The 16,703-nt window shown below is 29.9% G+C and carries 16 protein-coding genes; 14 read left to right on the top strand and 2 right to left on the bottom strand.

Annotated features, from left to right (window positions below):
* Positions 1-14: 14 nt before the first annotated feature.
* The gene (locus TMEL_RS05965) at positions 15-2,093 is read right to left on the bottom strand and encodes an efflux RND transporter permease subunit (protein ID WP_012057366.1); all 2,079 of its coding nucleotides are present in this window, start codon (positions 2,091-2,093) and stop codon (positions 15-17) included.
* Positions 2,077-3,027: a DNA polymerase III subunit delta gene (locus tag TMEL_RS05960; RefSeq protein WP_012057365.1), complete on the bottom strand. Its 951-nt coding sequence runs from the start codon at positions 3,025-3,027 to the stop codon at positions 2,077-2,079. The genes TMEL_RS05965 and TMEL_RS05960 overlap by 17 nt, the downstream gene beginning before the upstream one ends.
* A 65-nt stretch (positions 3,028-3,092) precedes the next feature.
* On the opposite strand from TMEL_RS05960, the gene TMEL_RS05955 reads away from it, so the two are divergent.
* The 14 genes from TMEL_RS05955 (at position 3,093) to TMEL_RS05890 (ending at position 16,677) form a co-directional block, all read left to right on the top strand.
* Complete coding sequence (locus TMEL_RS05955) at positions 3,093-4,091, top strand: CheR family methyltransferase (RefSeq protein ID WP_012057364.1); 999 nt, start codon at positions 3,093-3,095, stop codon at positions 4,089-4,091.
* 4 nt (positions 4,092-4,095) lie between these two features.
* Positions 4,096-4,779 carry a hypothetical protein gene (locus TMEL_RS05950; protein ID WP_012057363.1) on the top strand — a complete coding sequence of 228 codons (684 nt, stop codon included), beginning with the start codon at positions 4,096-4,098 and terminating at the stop codon, positions 4,777-4,779.
* A 4-nt stretch (positions 4,780-4,783) separates the two neighbouring features.
* A complete protein-coding gene (locus tag TMEL_RS10535; protein WP_012057362.1) occupies positions 4,784-5,917 on the top strand; it encodes an ATP-binding protein in 1,134 nt (377 codons plus the stop codon).
* Positions 5,856-6,542 carry a response regulator gene (locus tag TMEL_RS10530; RefSeq protein ID WP_231109721.1) on the top strand — a complete coding sequence of 229 codons (687 nt, stop codon included), beginning with the start codon at positions 5,856-5,858 and terminating at the stop codon, positions 6,540-6,542. Before TMEL_RS10535 ends, TMEL_RS10530 begins: the two co-directional genes overlap by 62 nt.
* Positions 6,535-7,080, top strand: coding sequence for a chemotaxis protein CheB (locus tag TMEL_RS05935; RefSeq protein WP_012057360.1), 546 nt, complete (start codon positions 6,535-6,537; stop codon positions 7,078-7,080). The genes TMEL_RS10530 and TMEL_RS05935 overlap by 8 nt, the downstream gene beginning before the upstream one ends.
* Before the next feature lie 5 nt (positions 7,081-7,085).
* Positions 7,086-8,339 (top strand): response regulator, encoded by a 1,254-nt coding sequence (locus TMEL_RS05930; RefSeq protein ID WP_012057359.1) that lies wholly within the window; start codon positions 7,086-7,088, stop codon positions 8,337-8,339.
* A 12-nt stretch (positions 8,340-8,351) separates the two neighbouring features.
* A complete protein-coding gene (locus TMEL_RS05925; protein ID WP_012057358.1) occupies positions 8,352-9,614 on the top strand; it encodes a methyl-accepting chemotaxis protein in 1,263 nt (420 codons plus the stop codon).
* Positions 9,611-10,474 carry a radical SAM protein gene (locus tag TMEL_RS05920; protein WP_012057357.1) on the top strand — a complete coding sequence of 288 codons (864 nt, stop codon included), beginning with the start codon at positions 9,611-9,613 and terminating at the stop codon, positions 10,472-10,474. Before TMEL_RS05925 ends, TMEL_RS05920 begins: the two co-directional genes overlap by 4 nt.
* Entirely contained in the window at positions 10,468-11,229 is a 762-nt protein-coding gene (locus TMEL_RS05915; protein ID WP_012057356.1) for a radical SAM protein, read from the top strand. The genes TMEL_RS05920 and TMEL_RS05915 overlap by 7 nt, the downstream gene beginning before the upstream one ends.
* Complete coding sequence (locus tag TMEL_RS05910; protein WP_012057355.1) at positions 11,226-12,152, top strand: ROK family protein; 927 nt, start codon at positions 11,226-11,228, stop codon at positions 12,150-12,152. The genes TMEL_RS05915 and TMEL_RS05910 overlap by 4 nt, the downstream gene beginning before the upstream one ends.
* Complete coding sequence (locus TMEL_RS05905) at positions 12,130-12,954, top strand: carbohydrate kinase family protein (RefSeq protein WP_012057354.1); 825 nt, start codon at positions 12,130-12,132, stop codon at positions 12,952-12,954. The genes TMEL_RS05910 and TMEL_RS05905 overlap by 23 nt, the downstream gene beginning before the upstream one ends.
* Before the next feature lie 13 nt (positions 12,955-12,967).
* On the top strand, positions 12,968-13,804 hold the full coding sequence (locus TMEL_RS05900) for a sulfide/dihydroorotate dehydrogenase-like FAD/NAD-binding protein (RefSeq protein ID WP_012057353.1): 837 nt from the start codon (positions 12,968-12,970) through the stop codon (positions 13,802-13,804).
* Positions 13,795-15,171: an NADPH-dependent glutamate synthase gene (gltA, locus tag TMEL_RS05895; RefSeq protein WP_012057352.1), complete on the top strand. Its 1,377-nt coding sequence runs from the start codon at positions 13,795-13,797 to the stop codon at positions 15,169-15,171. Before TMEL_RS05900 ends, gltA begins: the two co-directional genes overlap by 10 nt.
* A gap of 195 nt (positions 15,172-15,366) precedes the next feature.
* On the top strand, positions 15,367-16,677 hold the full coding sequence (locus TMEL_RS05890; RefSeq protein ID WP_012057351.1) for an alkaline phosphatase: 1,311 nt from the start codon (positions 15,367-15,369) through the stop codon (positions 16,675-16,677).
* The last annotated feature ends 26 nt before the right edge of the window (positions 16,678-16,703 follow it).

The following is a 16,703-nucleotide window of genomic DNA, read 5'->3' as shown; positions in this document are numbered from 1 at the left end:
CATCCATAATAATATTATACTCCATTTTTTTTCAGATTTGCAACAAACAATAGTGTGGGCAAAAGTGTTAAGCTAAAAATGGCACTCGAAATCATAGAAACCCACATTAAACCTACCAGATATTCGTGGATTTTTAATGGAGACAACAAAAGTACAGAAAGTCCTATAGAAAGCCCTAAAGCATTTGCAAGTATAGGTTTAGATGTTACATCAAAAGATTTTTCAATGGCACGTTTTTTATCCCTCAATAATCTTAAGTAATAATTATAACTTTCTATAAAATGTATTGCATAATCTATTCCAACACCCACAACTATACTTCCCATAGTAGCCGTAATAATACTTAACTTAATGCCAAAAATTCCCATAAAACCAAACATTACTATTAAGGTCAAAGAAATTGGTAAAATAGCAAAAAAAGATTCTTTCAAATTCTTTAACCTCACAAAAACTATGAGAAAGACCAAAAATACAGCTAATAAAAGTGATTTTATCTGTTGAGGAACTATTACATCATTCATCTCCTTCATAATGTACGGAGCCCCTGTAATTTTTATATCCTCTGGCGCCTTTTTTTCAATTTCATTTAATACCTTACTATTTATTTCTTCTGGAAATATTAGGACTCTTCCAGAAAATATTTTTAAATTTACAAAGTTATCGTATATTGGTGGTAACAAATTTAGCAAAAATCTCACACGAACAACGTTGTCTGGATAACCCTCTTGTCCAAAAATTTTTTCATTAATATTTTTCATTATATCGTAAAAAGATATTGCCTTTAATCCTTTCTCAAAATCCAAGACCTTGTTAGCAAATTCGGCAGATAACAAATTTTCCGTCTTAAAATATCCAAACACAGGAACAGTTATACCTGCAACTTTTTGAACAACATCCGAATTTTTCTTAACTTGAGTGTAATCTTTAAAAATATCAAGCATATAAAACTCCCTATCCAAAAAATAAACACCCGGAAAGAAAACAACCACTATCAAAATTGTAATGAAAACTGCCCTTTTTCCAATCATATTCCTAAAAGTTCTTGAAATTTTACTATCTTCTTTTTTTACCCCTATATCACTTTTTAAAAGAACCACAGGCAGAAATACCCATGTTGCAATTCCCGCAAAAGCAACACCAATTGCACTAAATTTACCCATCTGCGCTAATGATTCAGAATCAATAATGGCAAGCGATAAAAAACCCGCAACTGTAGTTATTGTAGTAAGAATCATTGCAAACCCAGTGCTTTTTAAAGTTTCAGATAACGCAGAAAATTTATCTTTATTTTCCTTGTTATCCATAAAATGCGATACAAAATGAAGGCCATCTGCACTACCCATTACTATTGTAAATATAGGAGCAAGTATTGTTAGAATGGATATCTCCCTTTCAGTCCAACCAATTATCCCCAAAGTCCACAGCGCCCCCATACCTGCAGGTAACACGGAAAATAATGTCGGTCTAAATCCACCTAATCGCCATCTAAATACTAAAAATATAGTAACTATGGCAAGCGGTGGCAGGGTAAAAACTATTAACAATAGATAATCATACATTTTTTCTTGTAAATACGTACTTCCAGCAAAATAGTGCGGTAAATCTATAACCTCATCTATCTTTGAAACTACCCTCTTGGTAGGAAATATATAATATATAACATAGAATTTTCCATATCTTTGACTAATAATATCTAACTTTTCCAGAAAATTTTTTACAATCTCAAAATTTTCCTCATTTATATTTTCAACATTTACCTTCCTAAAACCAAAGGGAATTTCATCTGGAACTGGAGAAATGATTTTTCCAATTCCATCAATACTCTTTAATTTTTTATCATACTCCTTTATCTTTCTTATGCCATCTAAACTCAACGGATTTTCATCAAATTCTATTAAGACATTCAATTGATTTTCTGTCGAAAAATCCTTTTCCAATTCCTTTAAAATCTTCTCATACTTTGAATTTTCTAATCTAAAAAGAGAAAAATCCGTGTTAAATCTTATTCTCAGCATCCCTAAAAAAAAGGCTATATTCAAAATCACAAGCAAAACAATTATCTTCTTTGCATGTTTTTCATAAAACTTTGACATGTTTTACCTCCTTTATAAAATCTATTAGCTCAACTTCTACTAATTTCCCCATCTTTACAGCTCTATCTAAATAATAAAGTTTTTTAATCAAATTTTCCACACACTTTAAGTTATACAGTAATAAGTGATTTTTAGGATTGAACTTTTGATTTTTAAATTTAAAACCAAGAAATCTAGCAACCTTTGAACTTGACAACTTTAATTGTTTTGAAATTTTTAAAATTTCCGGCCAACTAAATCTAGATTTTACTTCAACAAAATTTATCAATTTATATAATGTAATAAAATGATTTGAAAGTGCATATACAATCACGGGAAATTCGTAATCACGCACAATTTCTTTTAAATAAGCTAATGCATCTTTTTCCCTTTTGGAAACCATAAAACAAAAATCATCTAATTTTGAAACAGTATATTTGTGGACTAACTCTTTTGCCAACTGCAAGGACAAATCATCTTTAAAAACCTTCAACTTTAAAATTTCATTGTAAATAGCTATATCGTTAGGGCCAACATTTTCAAACAAAAACTTCGCTAACCCATCTAATTTTATTCCTTCCTCACTCAAAAATTCTTCTATTAACTTTCCCCATTTGTCTTCTTCCCAGGGATTGGGTAATTTAAACTCTCTTATATCTAAACCTTCCATTTTCTTTTTAACCTTACTCTGCGTTCTTAAAATCAAATAATTCTCACTAGAAACATTTATCTCTAGAATTTTACTTCTTTCACTTGACTTAAACTTGTCAAAATCTATCACGTCCACAATAACGTTTTTCGAAAAAAGACCTAAGTTAGAAAGTTTCTCAAAAATAATTTTTACATCATATCCTGGATAAACCCTAATATACTCACCGTTTGTTTTACTCCTAATTTTTTTCACGAACTTTTCTTTCAGAACTTCTGAATCTCCATATAAATTAATTTTGGGCATTTTCTCACCTCTTAGAGTATTATATCACACAGAAATATTGTATAATTAACAGAGGGAGTGAAAGAATGGAAAAAAAATTATACGAAATCTTAGAAGAACTTAATTTAAAGGTTCCAGAAAATAAATTAAAAGAATTCGTAAAAAAATTTGATGTAAATAGTTTAAGTAAAGAAACCATAAAAAAATTAATAATAGAAAACCTAACCATTGGTGAGTCTTATTTTTTTAGAGATAGAGAAATATTCAACACACTCAAAGACATACTTATCACAAAAAAATTCTGGAGGATATTAAGTATTGGTTGCTCAAGAGGGGAAGAAGTATATACATTATCATTTTTGATAAACGATTTAAACTTAAAGGCAAAAATTGTGGGTATTGACATAAATAGCAAAAGAATTAATCAAGCTAAAGAAGGAAAGTACAAATTCTGGAGTGTGCGATTTCTGGAAAGTATCGAAATTGAAAAATACTTTATCCAAAAAGATAATGTGTTTTTCGTAAAAGAAAAATACAAAAAAAACGTAGAATTCTACACAAAAAGCATTTTAGAATTAAGTAATAAATTTGATATAATATTTACAAGAAGAGTACTTATTTACATACCAGATAAAATTAACATTGTAAAAAAACTAAATGATTTATTAGATAATAGTGGGTATTTAATTTTAGGACAAGGTGAATACCATCCAGAAATTTTTGAATACTTTAATTTTGATACAAATCCATCTATACTCCAAAAAGCAAAAATCTCTAAAAGCCCAAAAACAAAAAACCAAAAAAACAAGAAAAAGTTTTATACAAAAGAAAAGAACTTATCACTTGAAGAGGAAATACAAATTGTTGAAAATTATATAGAACACGAAAACTATAAAAAAGCTTACGAAATAATCAAAAGGCTTTCAAAAAAATATATTTTTTCATATATAGTATTCAAATACAAAGCACTAGTAGAATTGATGTTAAACAAAAAAGACGACGCAAAAAAATCATTAAAAAAAGCATTACTCTTGAACAAATATGATGAAGAAATCTGGCAATTAAGATATTTAATCGAGGAGTGAAACTATGTATTTTCTATGTGAAATAGAAGATAAAGATAAGATATATAAAATTGCGGTTTTAAAAGATAAAGTAATTGGTATTAGTAACTCTCTAATAAAATCGCAATTAGAAATTGACTTTTGCCTCTTTGAAGATAGACTTTATCCTATATACACACATAACAATCTTAAAAACCCCAATTTAAAATTTTACTTTGTCTTTGAAAAATTTGCCTTTGGAATAACAAGGATAATAAAAGAAAGTGAGCAGCATCCCAAAAAAATTGAAAACAACGAGCTTTACTCTGGAGTTATAATAGAAGAAGATAGTTATTTTGTATATAACTTAGAAAAAATTTCTCCTGCACATGCAGTACAAAACTCTTTAAATAGTAAAAAAATTAAAAATAAAGAAGAAAAAAAAGATTATTTAGTATTGGATAAAACATTCGCAATACACAAAACTAATGTACTCTCAATAATGGAAAATAGTGAAATTATCATTTTTCCAACTAGCGGCTATATTGGTTTTGTAGAATATAAAGAAATTCTTCCCGTAAAAAGAATAAAAGATGGAAAATATGTAGTTATAACAAGAAACGGGGCATTCCAATGCAAAAACATAGAAATCACCAATGGAAAGCTGTTTCAAAACAAAAAAAATAAGATATTAAAATGTTCTTTTGGAAACCTTAAGATCTTGGAGTGATAGTATGGATTTTACAGAAATATTTTTATCAGAACTTTCTGAAAAGTGTATCGAAGCAAAAAAAATTATTTCTGAAATAAAAAAAAACAATGACAAATCACTTACAAAAGAGCTATATAGAATATTTCACACAATTAAAGGGTCTGCAAGTCTTGTTAATATGAACAATTTTTCCAAACTTGCCCATAAAATTGAAGAATATTTGAAAAAGCGACTAGAAAATGAAAAAATGCCTGATGAAAAGTTTTTAGACAATCTAATTGCAGTTATTTCAAAAATTTCAAACAAGACAAAAGATTTAACAGATGAAGAATTAAATGATCTAATAAAAACATTGGAAGGCAAAAAGATAGCCGAAGAAGAAATAACAATATCCCAAAGGGATATTTTTATGCTTTCAGAAATAAGCGAATTTATTTCACAAACCTTAGAAATAGAAAATAGTGTTATAAGAAACAACAATAAAAAAGCTCTAGCTAAGACAAAAAATCTAAAGAAACAATTGATAGAAATTTTTGAAAATATAGTTTTTGTAAAGTTAGAAAATATTCTCAAAGATTTGGAAGAACTAGTACAAAGGGAAGCAAAAAAATATAGTAAAAAAATAAAACTTGTTCAAAAAGTAAGAGGAGTAAAAATAGAAAAAGAAGATGTAAAAGATATATTAGATATACTCGTTCACCTCATTAGAAATTCTATTGCACACGGCATTGAAACTCCAGAAGAAAGAAAAAAAATTGGCAAAGATGAAACGGGTAAAATAGAAATAAAAGCATACATAGAACAAAATAAAATATTTATAGAAGTATCGGACGATGGAAAAGGATTAGACTTAGAAAAGATAGAAGAAAAAGTAAAAAAGCTAAACCTAAAAGTCACCCCAACAGAAGCAATATTTTTACCTGGATTTAGTTCAAAAGATGAAGTTGATGAACTTTCAGGAAGGGGTATTGGTCTTGATATGGTAAAAAATTTTGCAACTACAAGAGGTGGAGATGTTAAAGTTGAAACAAAAAAAAAACAATGGTACAAAGTTTACCATATTCTACGAAATGAGAAGTTTTATCACAAATGTATTGATAGTAAAAGATGCCAAAAAAACATTCGCAATAGAAACCTCAAATATACTTTTTGTTGAAAAATATAAAGAAGAAATTAACAACAAGATTCTAATTAAAGATAGAATATATGAGATTATGTATAAATCAAAAAAACCTAACTTTGTGGTAATCACAAAAAACAACAAGGCGATTGTTGTTGAAAAGATAATTGGTATATTTGATGGAAAATTCGTTCCAAAAGAATTCCCAAATATAAAGGGGTTTGTAAAAAATATCTTTAGTTTTCCCGTTCCAGTTTTAGATCTTCAAAATATAAAAAATGAATTTGTAGAATCTAAAACAAAGCCAAAAATATTATTGATTGATGATTCAGTTACAACGAGAAAAATAGTTTCTAAGCTACTTGAAAAATACAATTTTGAAGTTACAACTGCAAAAGATGGGGTAGATGGAATAGAAAAATTCAAAAATGAAAAATTTGACCTTGTAATCTGTGATGTTGAAATGCCAAATTTAGGTGGATTTGAAACAGCAAAAAGAATAAAAAATCAATACAATGTGCCTATCATCTTATTTAGCACTATCTCAAAAGAAAATATACAAAAAGCGATAAACATAGCAGATACATTCATCTCAAAAGATGAACCACCTACAGTGTTAGTTAATACAATAAGAAAATTGCTAGGTGAAAGTTATGAATAAGTTAATAATTGTTGGTTCAGCTGGAAGTCCAAATAATGCAATAAAAATATTAAATACTAATGTAGAGTTAAAAATTCCAGTGATATTAAATATCCACTTTTCAAAACAATTTATTCCAGGTTTTGCAGAACATATAAAAAAGATAACCAAACAAAAAGTAACCATTGTAAAGGGTAAAACAAAACTTTCTCCAGGAATATATATACCAGATATTGGAAAAAGTTTGAAGTTTTTATCAGAAAATACTGTTAATAGTTTTATTTACAATAATGCAATTGCTCTTCCTTCAATAAATACACTTTTTTCTTCGCTAATCAAATATGCAAATTCGACGTTTTATATATTCGTTCTAAGTGGTCTTGGAAACGATGGACAAGAAACTTTAAAAAAACTAGAAGAAAATAATGTGCATTTTTTCATACAAAAAAACCCTAAAATTTTTTATCTTACGGAAAATTATAGAAAATCATTAAAAAATTACCTACTTGCAGACATTGATGAGATGAGAGAAATATTAAAGAAAATTAACAAGGAATGATATATATGCCTAAAATATTGATTATTGATGATTCACAAGTATGGAAAACTTTTCTCAGACAATATCTAGAAAAAAACAATGATGTGGAAACAGCCACAGACGGACTAGATGGTATAAATAAATTTTTTACATTTTTACCAGATGTGGTAATAGTTGATTACGTTATGCCAAAAATCAACGGTATACATTTTACTAGATTCATTAGAAGCTACTCAGCGTTTAAAAACGTAGGAATAATATTACTTACTGGTGCCAAAGAAACTGTTACTAAATTTTGGGCAAAAAAAAGTGGCGCAAATTTATTTCTTAGTAAAAGTCTAGATAAAGAAACCATTCTAAGCAAAATAGATGAATTTTTAAAAAACAATAACTTTTCTTGCGATTGGAGTAAAGAAATGTATAAAATACATCTACAACCATTTGGAGAACTCGTGGATATTCTTGACGAAACTTTAAAACAAACAACTTTACTTTCGGAATTTACAAATCTTTTCAATTATACATACGATGAAATAACGGTATTCAAAAAACTACACAACCTATTTTCAGAAATATTTGTTTTCTCAAATCTTTACTTTGCAATCTTTACAATTCAAAGAATAAGGCTTTATTCTTTTAACAATAACAAAAAAACTAATCCGAATAATTTATTGAAACTAATTAAACACAAAAACACAAGTCTTTCAAAACACAAAATCAGTATTGTAAATTTCAACGGAAAAAGAACTTTGTCAAACAATATTTTTCTCCAGCCAATAAATTTCTTCGATGAGGAAATTGGATATATGATATTTGAAGATATGGAAAATAAAAAAATAGTTTCCACGTTAAACTTTCTTTTAGAACCTATTTCAAAGTTATTTAACAAAATGAACGAAAACTACATTATCCAAAATGAACTATCGTATGATGAATTAACCAAAGCTCTTACTTTCCCTTATTTTAGATCAAAATTACTTCAAAGCATAAAAGTAGCTCAAAAAAACAATCTTCATATGGAAATAATATTAGTGGAATTTACTAACCCGAAGGAATTTATAATAAAAAACGGTGCAGATAAATTTGAAAAAGAAATAATAGAAATTTCAAAAACGTTAAATACTATTTTTCCAGATATGGTAGGAAGAATAAAATACAATAAATTTGCATGTATTTCTTTCTCAAAAGAAACGTTGCAAATAAATTCAGAAAATGTAAAAATAACAACCATTACATGGAACAAAGAACCACTTGCAGAATTAATTTCAAAATTATTTTAGGGAGGTAAAATTATGAAAAAATACTTAAAATTCACCCTTTACCTTTCAGTTAGTATATTAGCTGTAATTTGGATTTTGGCTTTCACATTGGTAATACCATACTTTACAGATTCAGTGAAAAATGTAGCATTATCACAATTTAAAAACAACCTTAAAATACTAATTCAAACCAAAAACTACGATACGATCTTTTCTCAAAATTATTTTGAATATTACTATCTCATCTCCCCAAAAGGTATTACATTAAACCACTCTGATAAAACAAAGATAGGAGCAGATTTTTCAGAAATTTTTCCAGATTTTTTTAAATATATGAAAGAAAAAAAAGAGGGAACTTACGAATACACATATAAAGATACTAAAAGAATTGCCGCCTTTGCATATGACGGAGAAAACTATTTAGTTATCTCCGTTAAAGAAACGGACTTGTTTGCTCCTGTTTATAGTTTCAAAAAATTGCTTTACTTTTTGATCCTCCCACTAATTACAGCGTTTACTATTATTTTCGGATATCTCTTTGGCATATTTATAAACAGACAGACAAGTAAAGATTTTTCACATGTTCTCTCCTTGCTATCTTCAATTTCAGAAGATGTTTTTAATACATCATCATCTACAAATGAAATAAAATCAATGGCAGAAAACACGGAAAATGCTATGAACGAATTAGATAAATCCATAGAAGATTTTGCCGCTTTTGTCGAAGAAAATACAGCAGAACTTGAATCTTCGTTGAATAAAATAATGGAATTTACACAAATAATTAAAGATATAATAGATTCAAGCTCTAAACTTTCAACACTTGCAGATGTATTAAGTAACCTTACAGAAAAAATCACGGATATTTCCGATACCATAACAGTGCTAGCAATAAATGCTTCCATCGAAACAAGTAAAGAAAACATAGATAGAGAAGGGCTCTCAAGAATTGCAGAAATGATTATGGAACTTTCCAATAATACAAGAGAACTAGCCAAAAACTCAAGAAAATCATTGTTAGATATTGAAGATATTATAACATCAACCATATTACTTTCTGAAAAAGCATCAAAGGAAATTTATTCTGTTAATGATTCATTGAATGCGGTTAAAACAGTTAATAATTCAACTTTGGATAATATAGACAAACTTACAAAAATTTCAAGAACCACCCACGATGCCATGGAAGAACTTTATGCAGGTTTAGAACAAGTGGAAGAGGCAATTAATAGTATAAATAAAAAGGTTCAAGAATTTGAAGAACAATTTAAATATTTAAAAGGAGAAATAAGATGATAGAAAAATGCACATTATGTCCTAGAAAATGTAAGGTTAACAGATACAAAACAAAGGGAATTTGTGGAGCAGATTACAAAATAAAAGTATCTAATATATTACTTCACAAAGGTGAAGAACCCCCAATTTCCGGTAAAAATGGTACAGGAATTGTGTTTTTCTCAGGATGTCCCATGAAATGTATATATTGTCAAAATATGGGATTTTCACAAAAAGGTATTGGCAAAGAAATCTCTATTGAAAAACTTGCAGACGCTTTCTTAAAACTCCAAGAAAGAGGAGCACACACACTTGACTTAGTTACACCTACTCAATATGTTCCTCAAATAATAGAAGCTTTGAATCTCGCAAAATCAAAGGGATTTAACATCCCAGTAGTATACAACACGTCAAGTTACGAAAATGTTGAAACCCTTAAATTGTTAGAAGGTTACGTTGATATATACCTTGCGGATATTAGATACACAAATTCTATGTATGGAAAGATATACTCAGATGTGGATAATTATTGGGAAACTGCTCAAGAATCAATAAAAGAAATGTATAGACAAGTGGGCGCATACAACGAAGAAAAAAGAAAAGGTATCATCATAAGAATATTGGTGCTTCCCAATAATGTCTCTGGACATTTTAAAGCTTTAAGATTTATTTTGGAATTAGATCCAAACATACCAGTTTCGTTAATGTCACAATATATTCCACACTTTTCTGCAAAAAATGATCCGTTAATTGGAAGGAAAATTACCAAAACTGAATATATGGAAGCTGTTGAATACATGGAAATGCTAGGTCTACATGGTTGGATACAACTTGACGAAAAAGAAAAACTAACTACTAAGGCGGTGGACATTGAATGGTAATTGTAAATCCCTCAGGTACATTACCCATAACTGTTACAAAATCATGTCCTATAAATTGTAAACACTGTGGTGGTGTTTACATAAAAAGTATGGTTCACATAGATAAAATGGAAAACTACGTAAAAAGGTATAAATCGTTTTTAATAAGTGGTGGAATGTCTTTTGAAGGAAAAATCCCATTTGATAAATATATTGGAAAATTGGAAAAATTAAAAAAAGAATATAATTTACTTTACAATTTTCACATTGGCTTTCCCAAAAAACCTCCATTTGAAATTGAAAAACTTGCAGATGTAATAAGCTTTGATTTCTTTTCAGATGAAAATGTAATGAAAGAAATATATAGAATCTCAAGAACTCCAAAAAAAATATTAGATGCTATTTTACCACTTAAAACAACTAAAATACCACACATTACAGTTGGTATATATTGCGGAAGGATAACACATGAGATAAAAAGTCTAGAAATTCTTAAATACTATTTTGACTCCATTGTTCTTAATATATTTATTCCAACCAAAAATACAGAATATGAAAAATGTCTTCCACCAAAAGTTGAAGACGTAAAAGAAGTGTTTGAACTTGCGAAAAAACATTTTAAAAACGTTACACTTGGTTGTATGCATCCACATGGAAAATACAGAGAAAATCTTTTAAAAGAAATTTCACCAGATATATTTGTAAATTCAGCAAGTAAAATATACGATTTCAAAGGATGTTGTTCGATATATCTTGCAAAGGAGGAAACAAAATGAAAATCGTTGGTGTAGACCTTGGAGGTACTTTTGTCAAAATTGGATTAGTAAATGAAAAATCAGGAAAAATCTTGAAAAAAACTACAATTGAAACAAAAGTTGAACTTGGAGGCAAAACAGTGGTAAAGAGAATAGCAGAAGCAATAACTAATCTCACTAATAATGATTTTTACGCAGTGGGAATAGGCTCACCAGGCTCTATAGATAAAGAAAGGGGAATAGTAAGATTTTCTCCTAATTTTCCAGACTGGCACAACTTTGAACTTGCACCAAAACTTTCAAAATTGTTAAACAAAAACGTATACGTTGAAAACGATGCAAATTCTTTTGTTTTAGGAGAAAAATGGTTTGGTGCCGGAAAAGGAAAAAAACATATAGTCGCTTTAACACTTGGAACTGGAGTGGGAGGTGGTGTAATATCACATAATATTTTAATTACAGGAAAAGATGGAATTGGTGCGGAATTAGGACACGTAATAATTAATCCTAATGGACCTCTCTGTGGCTGCGGAAATTACGGATGTTTAGAAGCATATGCTTCTGCTACAGCAATTGTTAGAATGGCAAAAGAAAGAAGAAAAAAATTCCCAGACTCTGTTATCTTTAAAGACGAAATAACAGCTAAAAACATATTTGAAGCTGTAAAACTTAATGATAGACTTGCCGTAATTATAAGAAATGAAGTGGTAGAAGCATTATCCATAGGGATTACAAGCTTTATCCATATATTCAATCCAGAAGTGGTTATTATAGGCGGTGGAGTATCAAGAGCTGGTGAAATTTTGTTTGAACCACTTAGAAGAAGGGTTGAAGAGCTTGTAATGCCAACATTTAAAGGTACCTACAAAATTGTACAAAGCCCATTAGTGGAAAATGCAGGTATATTGGGGGCTGCATCCATTGTCCTACAACGAGAAAATTGATATTGTTTGTATTGGAAAAACAAACTTAGACATATTCTACTATTACAATAAATTTCATATCAATAATAACAACATATCAAAAAATTTTGTGATATCACCTGGTGGAAAAGCAACTAATGTTGCTGTTAACCTTGCAAAGTTGGATCTAAAAGTAAGACTTATATCTTGTATAGGAAATGATATCTTTGGAAATTACGTGAAAACTCATCTTGAAAAAATTCTATATTTCACCCCAAAAATTGTTAATACTACAACAGCAGTTACAAGTATAGTAGTAGATAAGATGGGAAATAACACCATGTTCCATAATATTGGTGCAAATAAATTACTTTCAGAAGATTACATACCAGAAAAAATTGAGATTTCTTTCATACAAACGGGTATTCCAAAAAAAGTGTTAACTACAGCCCTTAAAAACTCAAAGGTAGCCTTTGTTGAACTTTCAGAACCAGCACAATTTAACGATGTTAAAAACTTTAAACCAGAAATAATTTCACTAAATTTGCAAGAAATAGAAAGGTTGTTTGAAGGTAGTCTAAATAAAAAGATAGATAAACTTTTGAACTATACAAACAAATTACTGTTAAAAATGGGCAAAGATGGAATTTTATATGCAACAAGGAAAAAAATTATAAAAAAAGAGGCAAAAAAAGTAAAAGTTATAAATACAACAGGAGCTGGAGATGCTGTTTCAGCTGCTTTTTTGTACGGTTACATAAAAATGTGGAATATCGAGAGAATATTGGATTTTTCCTTAGAATTTGCAGCCAAAAAAATCCAAAGTCCAATATCTACAATCTAAAGGGGGGTTTTTTTTGTTAAATCAAATCGTTGAAAAGAAAAAATTAGCATATGGTGTGCATCTTTTTTGGATAGAAAATCCAATTATTTCCCAAAAAGCTAAACCAGGACAATTTGTAATATTTAGAGTACACGAACACGGTGAAAGAATACCTCTTACCATATCTGGAACAGATAAAGACAAATTTAGAGTTATTGTAAGGGCCGTTGGAAAAAGCACATACGAACTTTGTAAATTAAGCAAAGGTGAATATATCAAAGATGTGGTTGGCCCACTAGGAACTCCAAGTGAAATAAAAAAATACGGCAAAGTACTAATAATAGGTGGTGGCGTTGGAATTGCGGCAATTGCACCAATTGCAAAAGAGCTAATTAAACAAGGAAACAAAGTAGATGTAATACTTGGTGCAAGAAGTAAAGAATACATAATTTTAGAAAATGAATTCAAAGAAGCAACCAATATTTTTATAGTTACTGACGATGGAAGCAAAGGTGAAAAAGCATTCCCACATCAGTTAATGGAAAAATTGCTTCAAAAAAATAAATACGATGTTGCATGGGCAATAGGCCCTGCTCTAATGATGAAATCTTGTTCTGAAATTGCAAAAAAATACAATCTAAAAATATTCGTTTCCTTAAACTCAATAATGGTTGATGGAACAGGTATGTGTGGAGGTTGTAGGGTAAGAATAAAAGATGAACTAAAATATACATGTGTAGATGGTCCTGAATTTGATGGTAGAGACGTTAATTGGAAAAGCTTCCTAACAAGACTTTCACAATACAGGGAAGAAGAAAAGATTGCATTTGAAAATTATTTAAAAAAAGTAGGTGAACCAACATGGCTGTAAAAGATAGAATTAAACCAATTGTAAGAGAACTTAATGAAAGAATAAAAGACTTTAATGAGGTATCATTGGGATATACATGGGAACTTGCAGTTGAAGAAGCAAAAAGATGTTTGCAATGTAAAATTCCCACTTGTGTACAAGGCTGCCCTGTTGGAATAGATATCCCAGGATTTATAAAAGAAATTGTCCAAGGAAACTTTCAAAATTCCTACAAAATATTGAAAAAATACAATTCACTTCCCGCTGTATGCGGTAGAGTTTGTCCTCAAGAAATCCAATGTGAAGGTTCATGTATCTTAAACAAAACAGGGAAACCAATAGCAATTGGACTTCTCGAGAGATTTGTGGCAGATTGGGCATCTGAAAATGCTATTGAAGAAAAAATTACTATAGAGAAAACTACAAATAAGAAAGTAGCGGTTATAGGTGCTGGACCCGCTGGACTTACAAACGCTTCTGAACTTGCAAAATATGGATTCAAAGTAGATATATATGAAGCATTTTCAGAACCCGGTGGAGTACTAATCTATGGAATACCTGAATTTCGTTTACCAAAATCTATTGTAAAAAGGGAAGTAGATTTCTTAAAAAAACTTGGAGTAAATATTACCTTAGATATTCCAGTAGGTTATGCAATTGAACCTGAAGAACTCATTGAAAAATACGATGCCATATTTATTGGAGTAGGTGCTGGTACTCCAAAATTTATGAATATTGCAGGCACAGAACTAAATGGTGTATATTCGGCAAATGAATTTTTAACCAGAATAAACCTGATGAAGGCATTTAAATTCCCCGAATATGATACTCCGGTAAAAATAGGAAAAAAAGTCGTGGTAATTGGTGGTGGAAATACCGCTATGGATGCCGCAAGAAGTGCATTTAGATTGGGTGCAGAGGTAACTATAGTTTACAGAAGAAGTGAAAAAGAAATGCCGGCAAGAAAAGCAGAAATCCATCATTCAAAAGAAGAAGGAATAAAATTTCAACTCTTAACCCAGCCAATAGAATACGTTGGGGATGAAAATGGAAAACTAAAAGCTATAAAATGCGTAAAGATGAAGTTGGGAGAACCAGATACAGGGGGTAGAAGAAGACCTCTTCCCATAGAAAACAGTGAATTCTTTATAGAAGCAGACATAGCTATAGAAGCTATTGGAACAAACTCCAATAAGTTATTGCTCTCAAAGTTTAAAGGATTGGAATTAAATAAATGGGGATACATCAAAACAGATGAATTTGGTCAAACAAGTATCCCAAAAGTATTTGCAGGTGGAGATATTGTAACTGGTTCTGCAACTGTTATACTTGCAATGGGAGCCGGAAAAAAAGCAGCAAAAAAGATGAAAGAATTTTTAGAAACCTAAATAAAAAACCGCTTCTAAACAGAAGCGGTTTTTTTATCTTTAAAAAACTAACTATTTTTACGTTTTTTCAGTTCTTTTTTTGATAGAATCGTTTGGTTAATAGTTTTTTAATTCTTTATCTTCCTTAATGTTTTTTTATTTTCTTTGAAAAATTTTTTGTTTAAATGAAACAGAAAGCATAGGGAGGTGAAACTTATGAAAAAAGGATTACTTGGATTATTTTTATTGGTATCTTTGGTTAGCTTTGCAGTAACTAACGTTATCTATATGGTAGGAGATGGTATGGGAATTAATCATGCTTTACTTGCAAGTTATATTGAAGGAAGAGTTCTAAACTTTATGAAAACCCAAAACATCGCTATTATTACAACCCACTCTGCAAATAGTAATGTTACTGATTCTGCCGCAGCAGGTACTGCATTATTTACGGGATTCAAAACCAATAACGGAATGATAGGCATGTTACCAGATGGAACAATTATTCCCACAATAGCAGAAATTGCAGCAAAACAAGGGGTAAAAATTGGTATTATTTCTACTTCTAGAATTACACATGCAACTCCAGGTGCAGTATATGGACACGTAAAATCAAGAAGTGATGAAAACACGCTTGCAGAACAACTAGTTAACAGTCCCATCACAGTTGCGTTTGGGGGAGGTTGGAGACATTTTGTTGCAACTGATGGAAAAAGAAATGATGGAAAAGATTTAATAAAACTTGCAAAAGAAAAAGGATTTGACTATATTACAACAAAAGAAGAATTGTTAAATTACAACGGAAACAGAGTACTTGGTCTTTTTAGTTCAAGTCACCTGCCAGCTGCTTCTGATAGGATAAAAGAACCAATGTTAGCAGAAATGACTAAAAAAGCTCTTGAAATACTATCCAAAGACGGAAAACCATTCTTCTTAATGATTGAAGGTTCTCAAATTGACTGGGAAGCTCACGGAAACGATCCATATGGTGTCTGGAAAGAAATAATAGAATTTGAACAAGCTTTTAACGTGGCAATGGAATTTCTTAAAGAAAATCCAGAAACATTAATAATTGTAACTGCAGATCACGAAACTGGTGGATTAGGACTTTCCACAGGTGGTTACTTCTTCGATGTTGAAATGCTAAAAAAATTTACCAAAAATACTGATTTCATAGCAAAGCACGCTAACAAAGATAAAGAAAAAGTTAGAGAATTGGTAAAACAATATTATGGGATTGAATTTACAGACGAAGACATGGAATATTTTGATCTCATTCTCAAGGAACAAACTGGTTCTTATTACGCATTTTCAAATGCAATTGGAAGAGTGGTAAGTAGAAAAGCACATATTGGATGGACAACCTTTGACCATACTGCTGCACCAGTTGCTTTGTATGCATTTGGGAAAGGTGCAGAAAACTTTAATGGTTTCTACGACAACACTGAAATTCCAAGGATTATTGGAAGAATAGCTGGATATGAGATTACATTCCCTATTTACGAACTTCCAATTTCAGGAGGACATTAACAGTAAAAGTGCCTTATTAATCTTAA

The organism is Thermosipho melanesiensis BI429, from assembly GCF_000016905.1.
GTDB classification, from domain to species: domain Bacteria; phylum Thermotogota; class Thermotogae; order Thermotogales; family Fervidobacteriaceae; genus Thermosipho; species Thermosipho melanesiensis.
Note: the sequence above shows the minus strand (reverse complement) of the source record. Positions and strands in the feature narration are given on the sequence as shown.

Bases quoted from the DNA above. Each gene is read 5' to 3' on its own strand.
- TMEL_RS05950 (WP_012057363.1), top strand. From the start codon at position 4,096: ATGTATTTTCTATGTGAAATAGAAGATAAAGATAAGATATATAAAATT.
- TMEL_RS05935 (WP_012057360.1), top strand. From the start codon at position 6,535: ATGAATAAGTTAATAATTGTTGGTTCAGCTGGAAGTCCAAATAATGCA.
- TMEL_RS05910 (WP_012057355.1), top strand. From the start codon at position 11,226: ATGAAAATCGTTGGTGTAGACCTTGGAGGTACTTTTGTCAAAATTGGA.
- TMEL_RS05930 (WP_012057359.1), top strand. From the start codon at position 7,086: ATGCCTAAAATATTGATTATTGATGATTCACAAGTATGGAAAACTTTT.
- gltA (WP_012057352.1), top strand. From the start codon at position 13,795: ATGGCTGTAAAAGATAGAATTAAACCAATTGTAAGAGAACTTAATGAA.
- TMEL_RS05960 (WP_012057365.1), bottom strand. From the start codon at position 3,027: ATGCCCAAAATTAATTTATATGGAGATTCAGAAGTTCTGAAAGAAAAG.
- TMEL_RS05965 (WP_012057366.1), bottom strand. From the start codon at position 2,093: ATGTCAAAGTTTTATGAAAAACATGCAAAGAAGATAATTGTTTTGCTT.
- TMEL_RS05920 (WP_012057357.1), top strand. From the start codon at position 9,611: ATGATAGAAAAATGCACATTATGTCCTAGAAAATGTAAGGTTAACAGA.
- TMEL_RS05955 (WP_012057364.1), top strand. From the start codon at position 3,093: ATGGAAAAAAAATTATACGAAATCTTAGAAGAACTTAATTTAAAGGTT.
- TMEL_RS05915 (WP_012057356.1), top strand. From the start codon at position 10,468: ATGGTAATTGTAAATCCCTCAGGTACATTACCCATAACTGTTACAAAA.
- TMEL_RS05925 (WP_012057358.1), top strand. From the start codon at position 8,352: ATGAAAAAATACTTAAAATTCACCCTTTACCTTTCAGTTAGTATATTA.
- TMEL_RS05890 (WP_012057351.1), top strand. From the start codon at position 15,367: ATGAAAAAAGGATTACTTGGATTATTTTTATTGGTATCTTTGGTTAGC.
- TMEL_RS10535 (WP_012057362.1), top strand. From the start codon at position 4,784: ATGGATTTTACAGAAATATTTTTATCAGAACTTTCTGAAAAGTGTATC.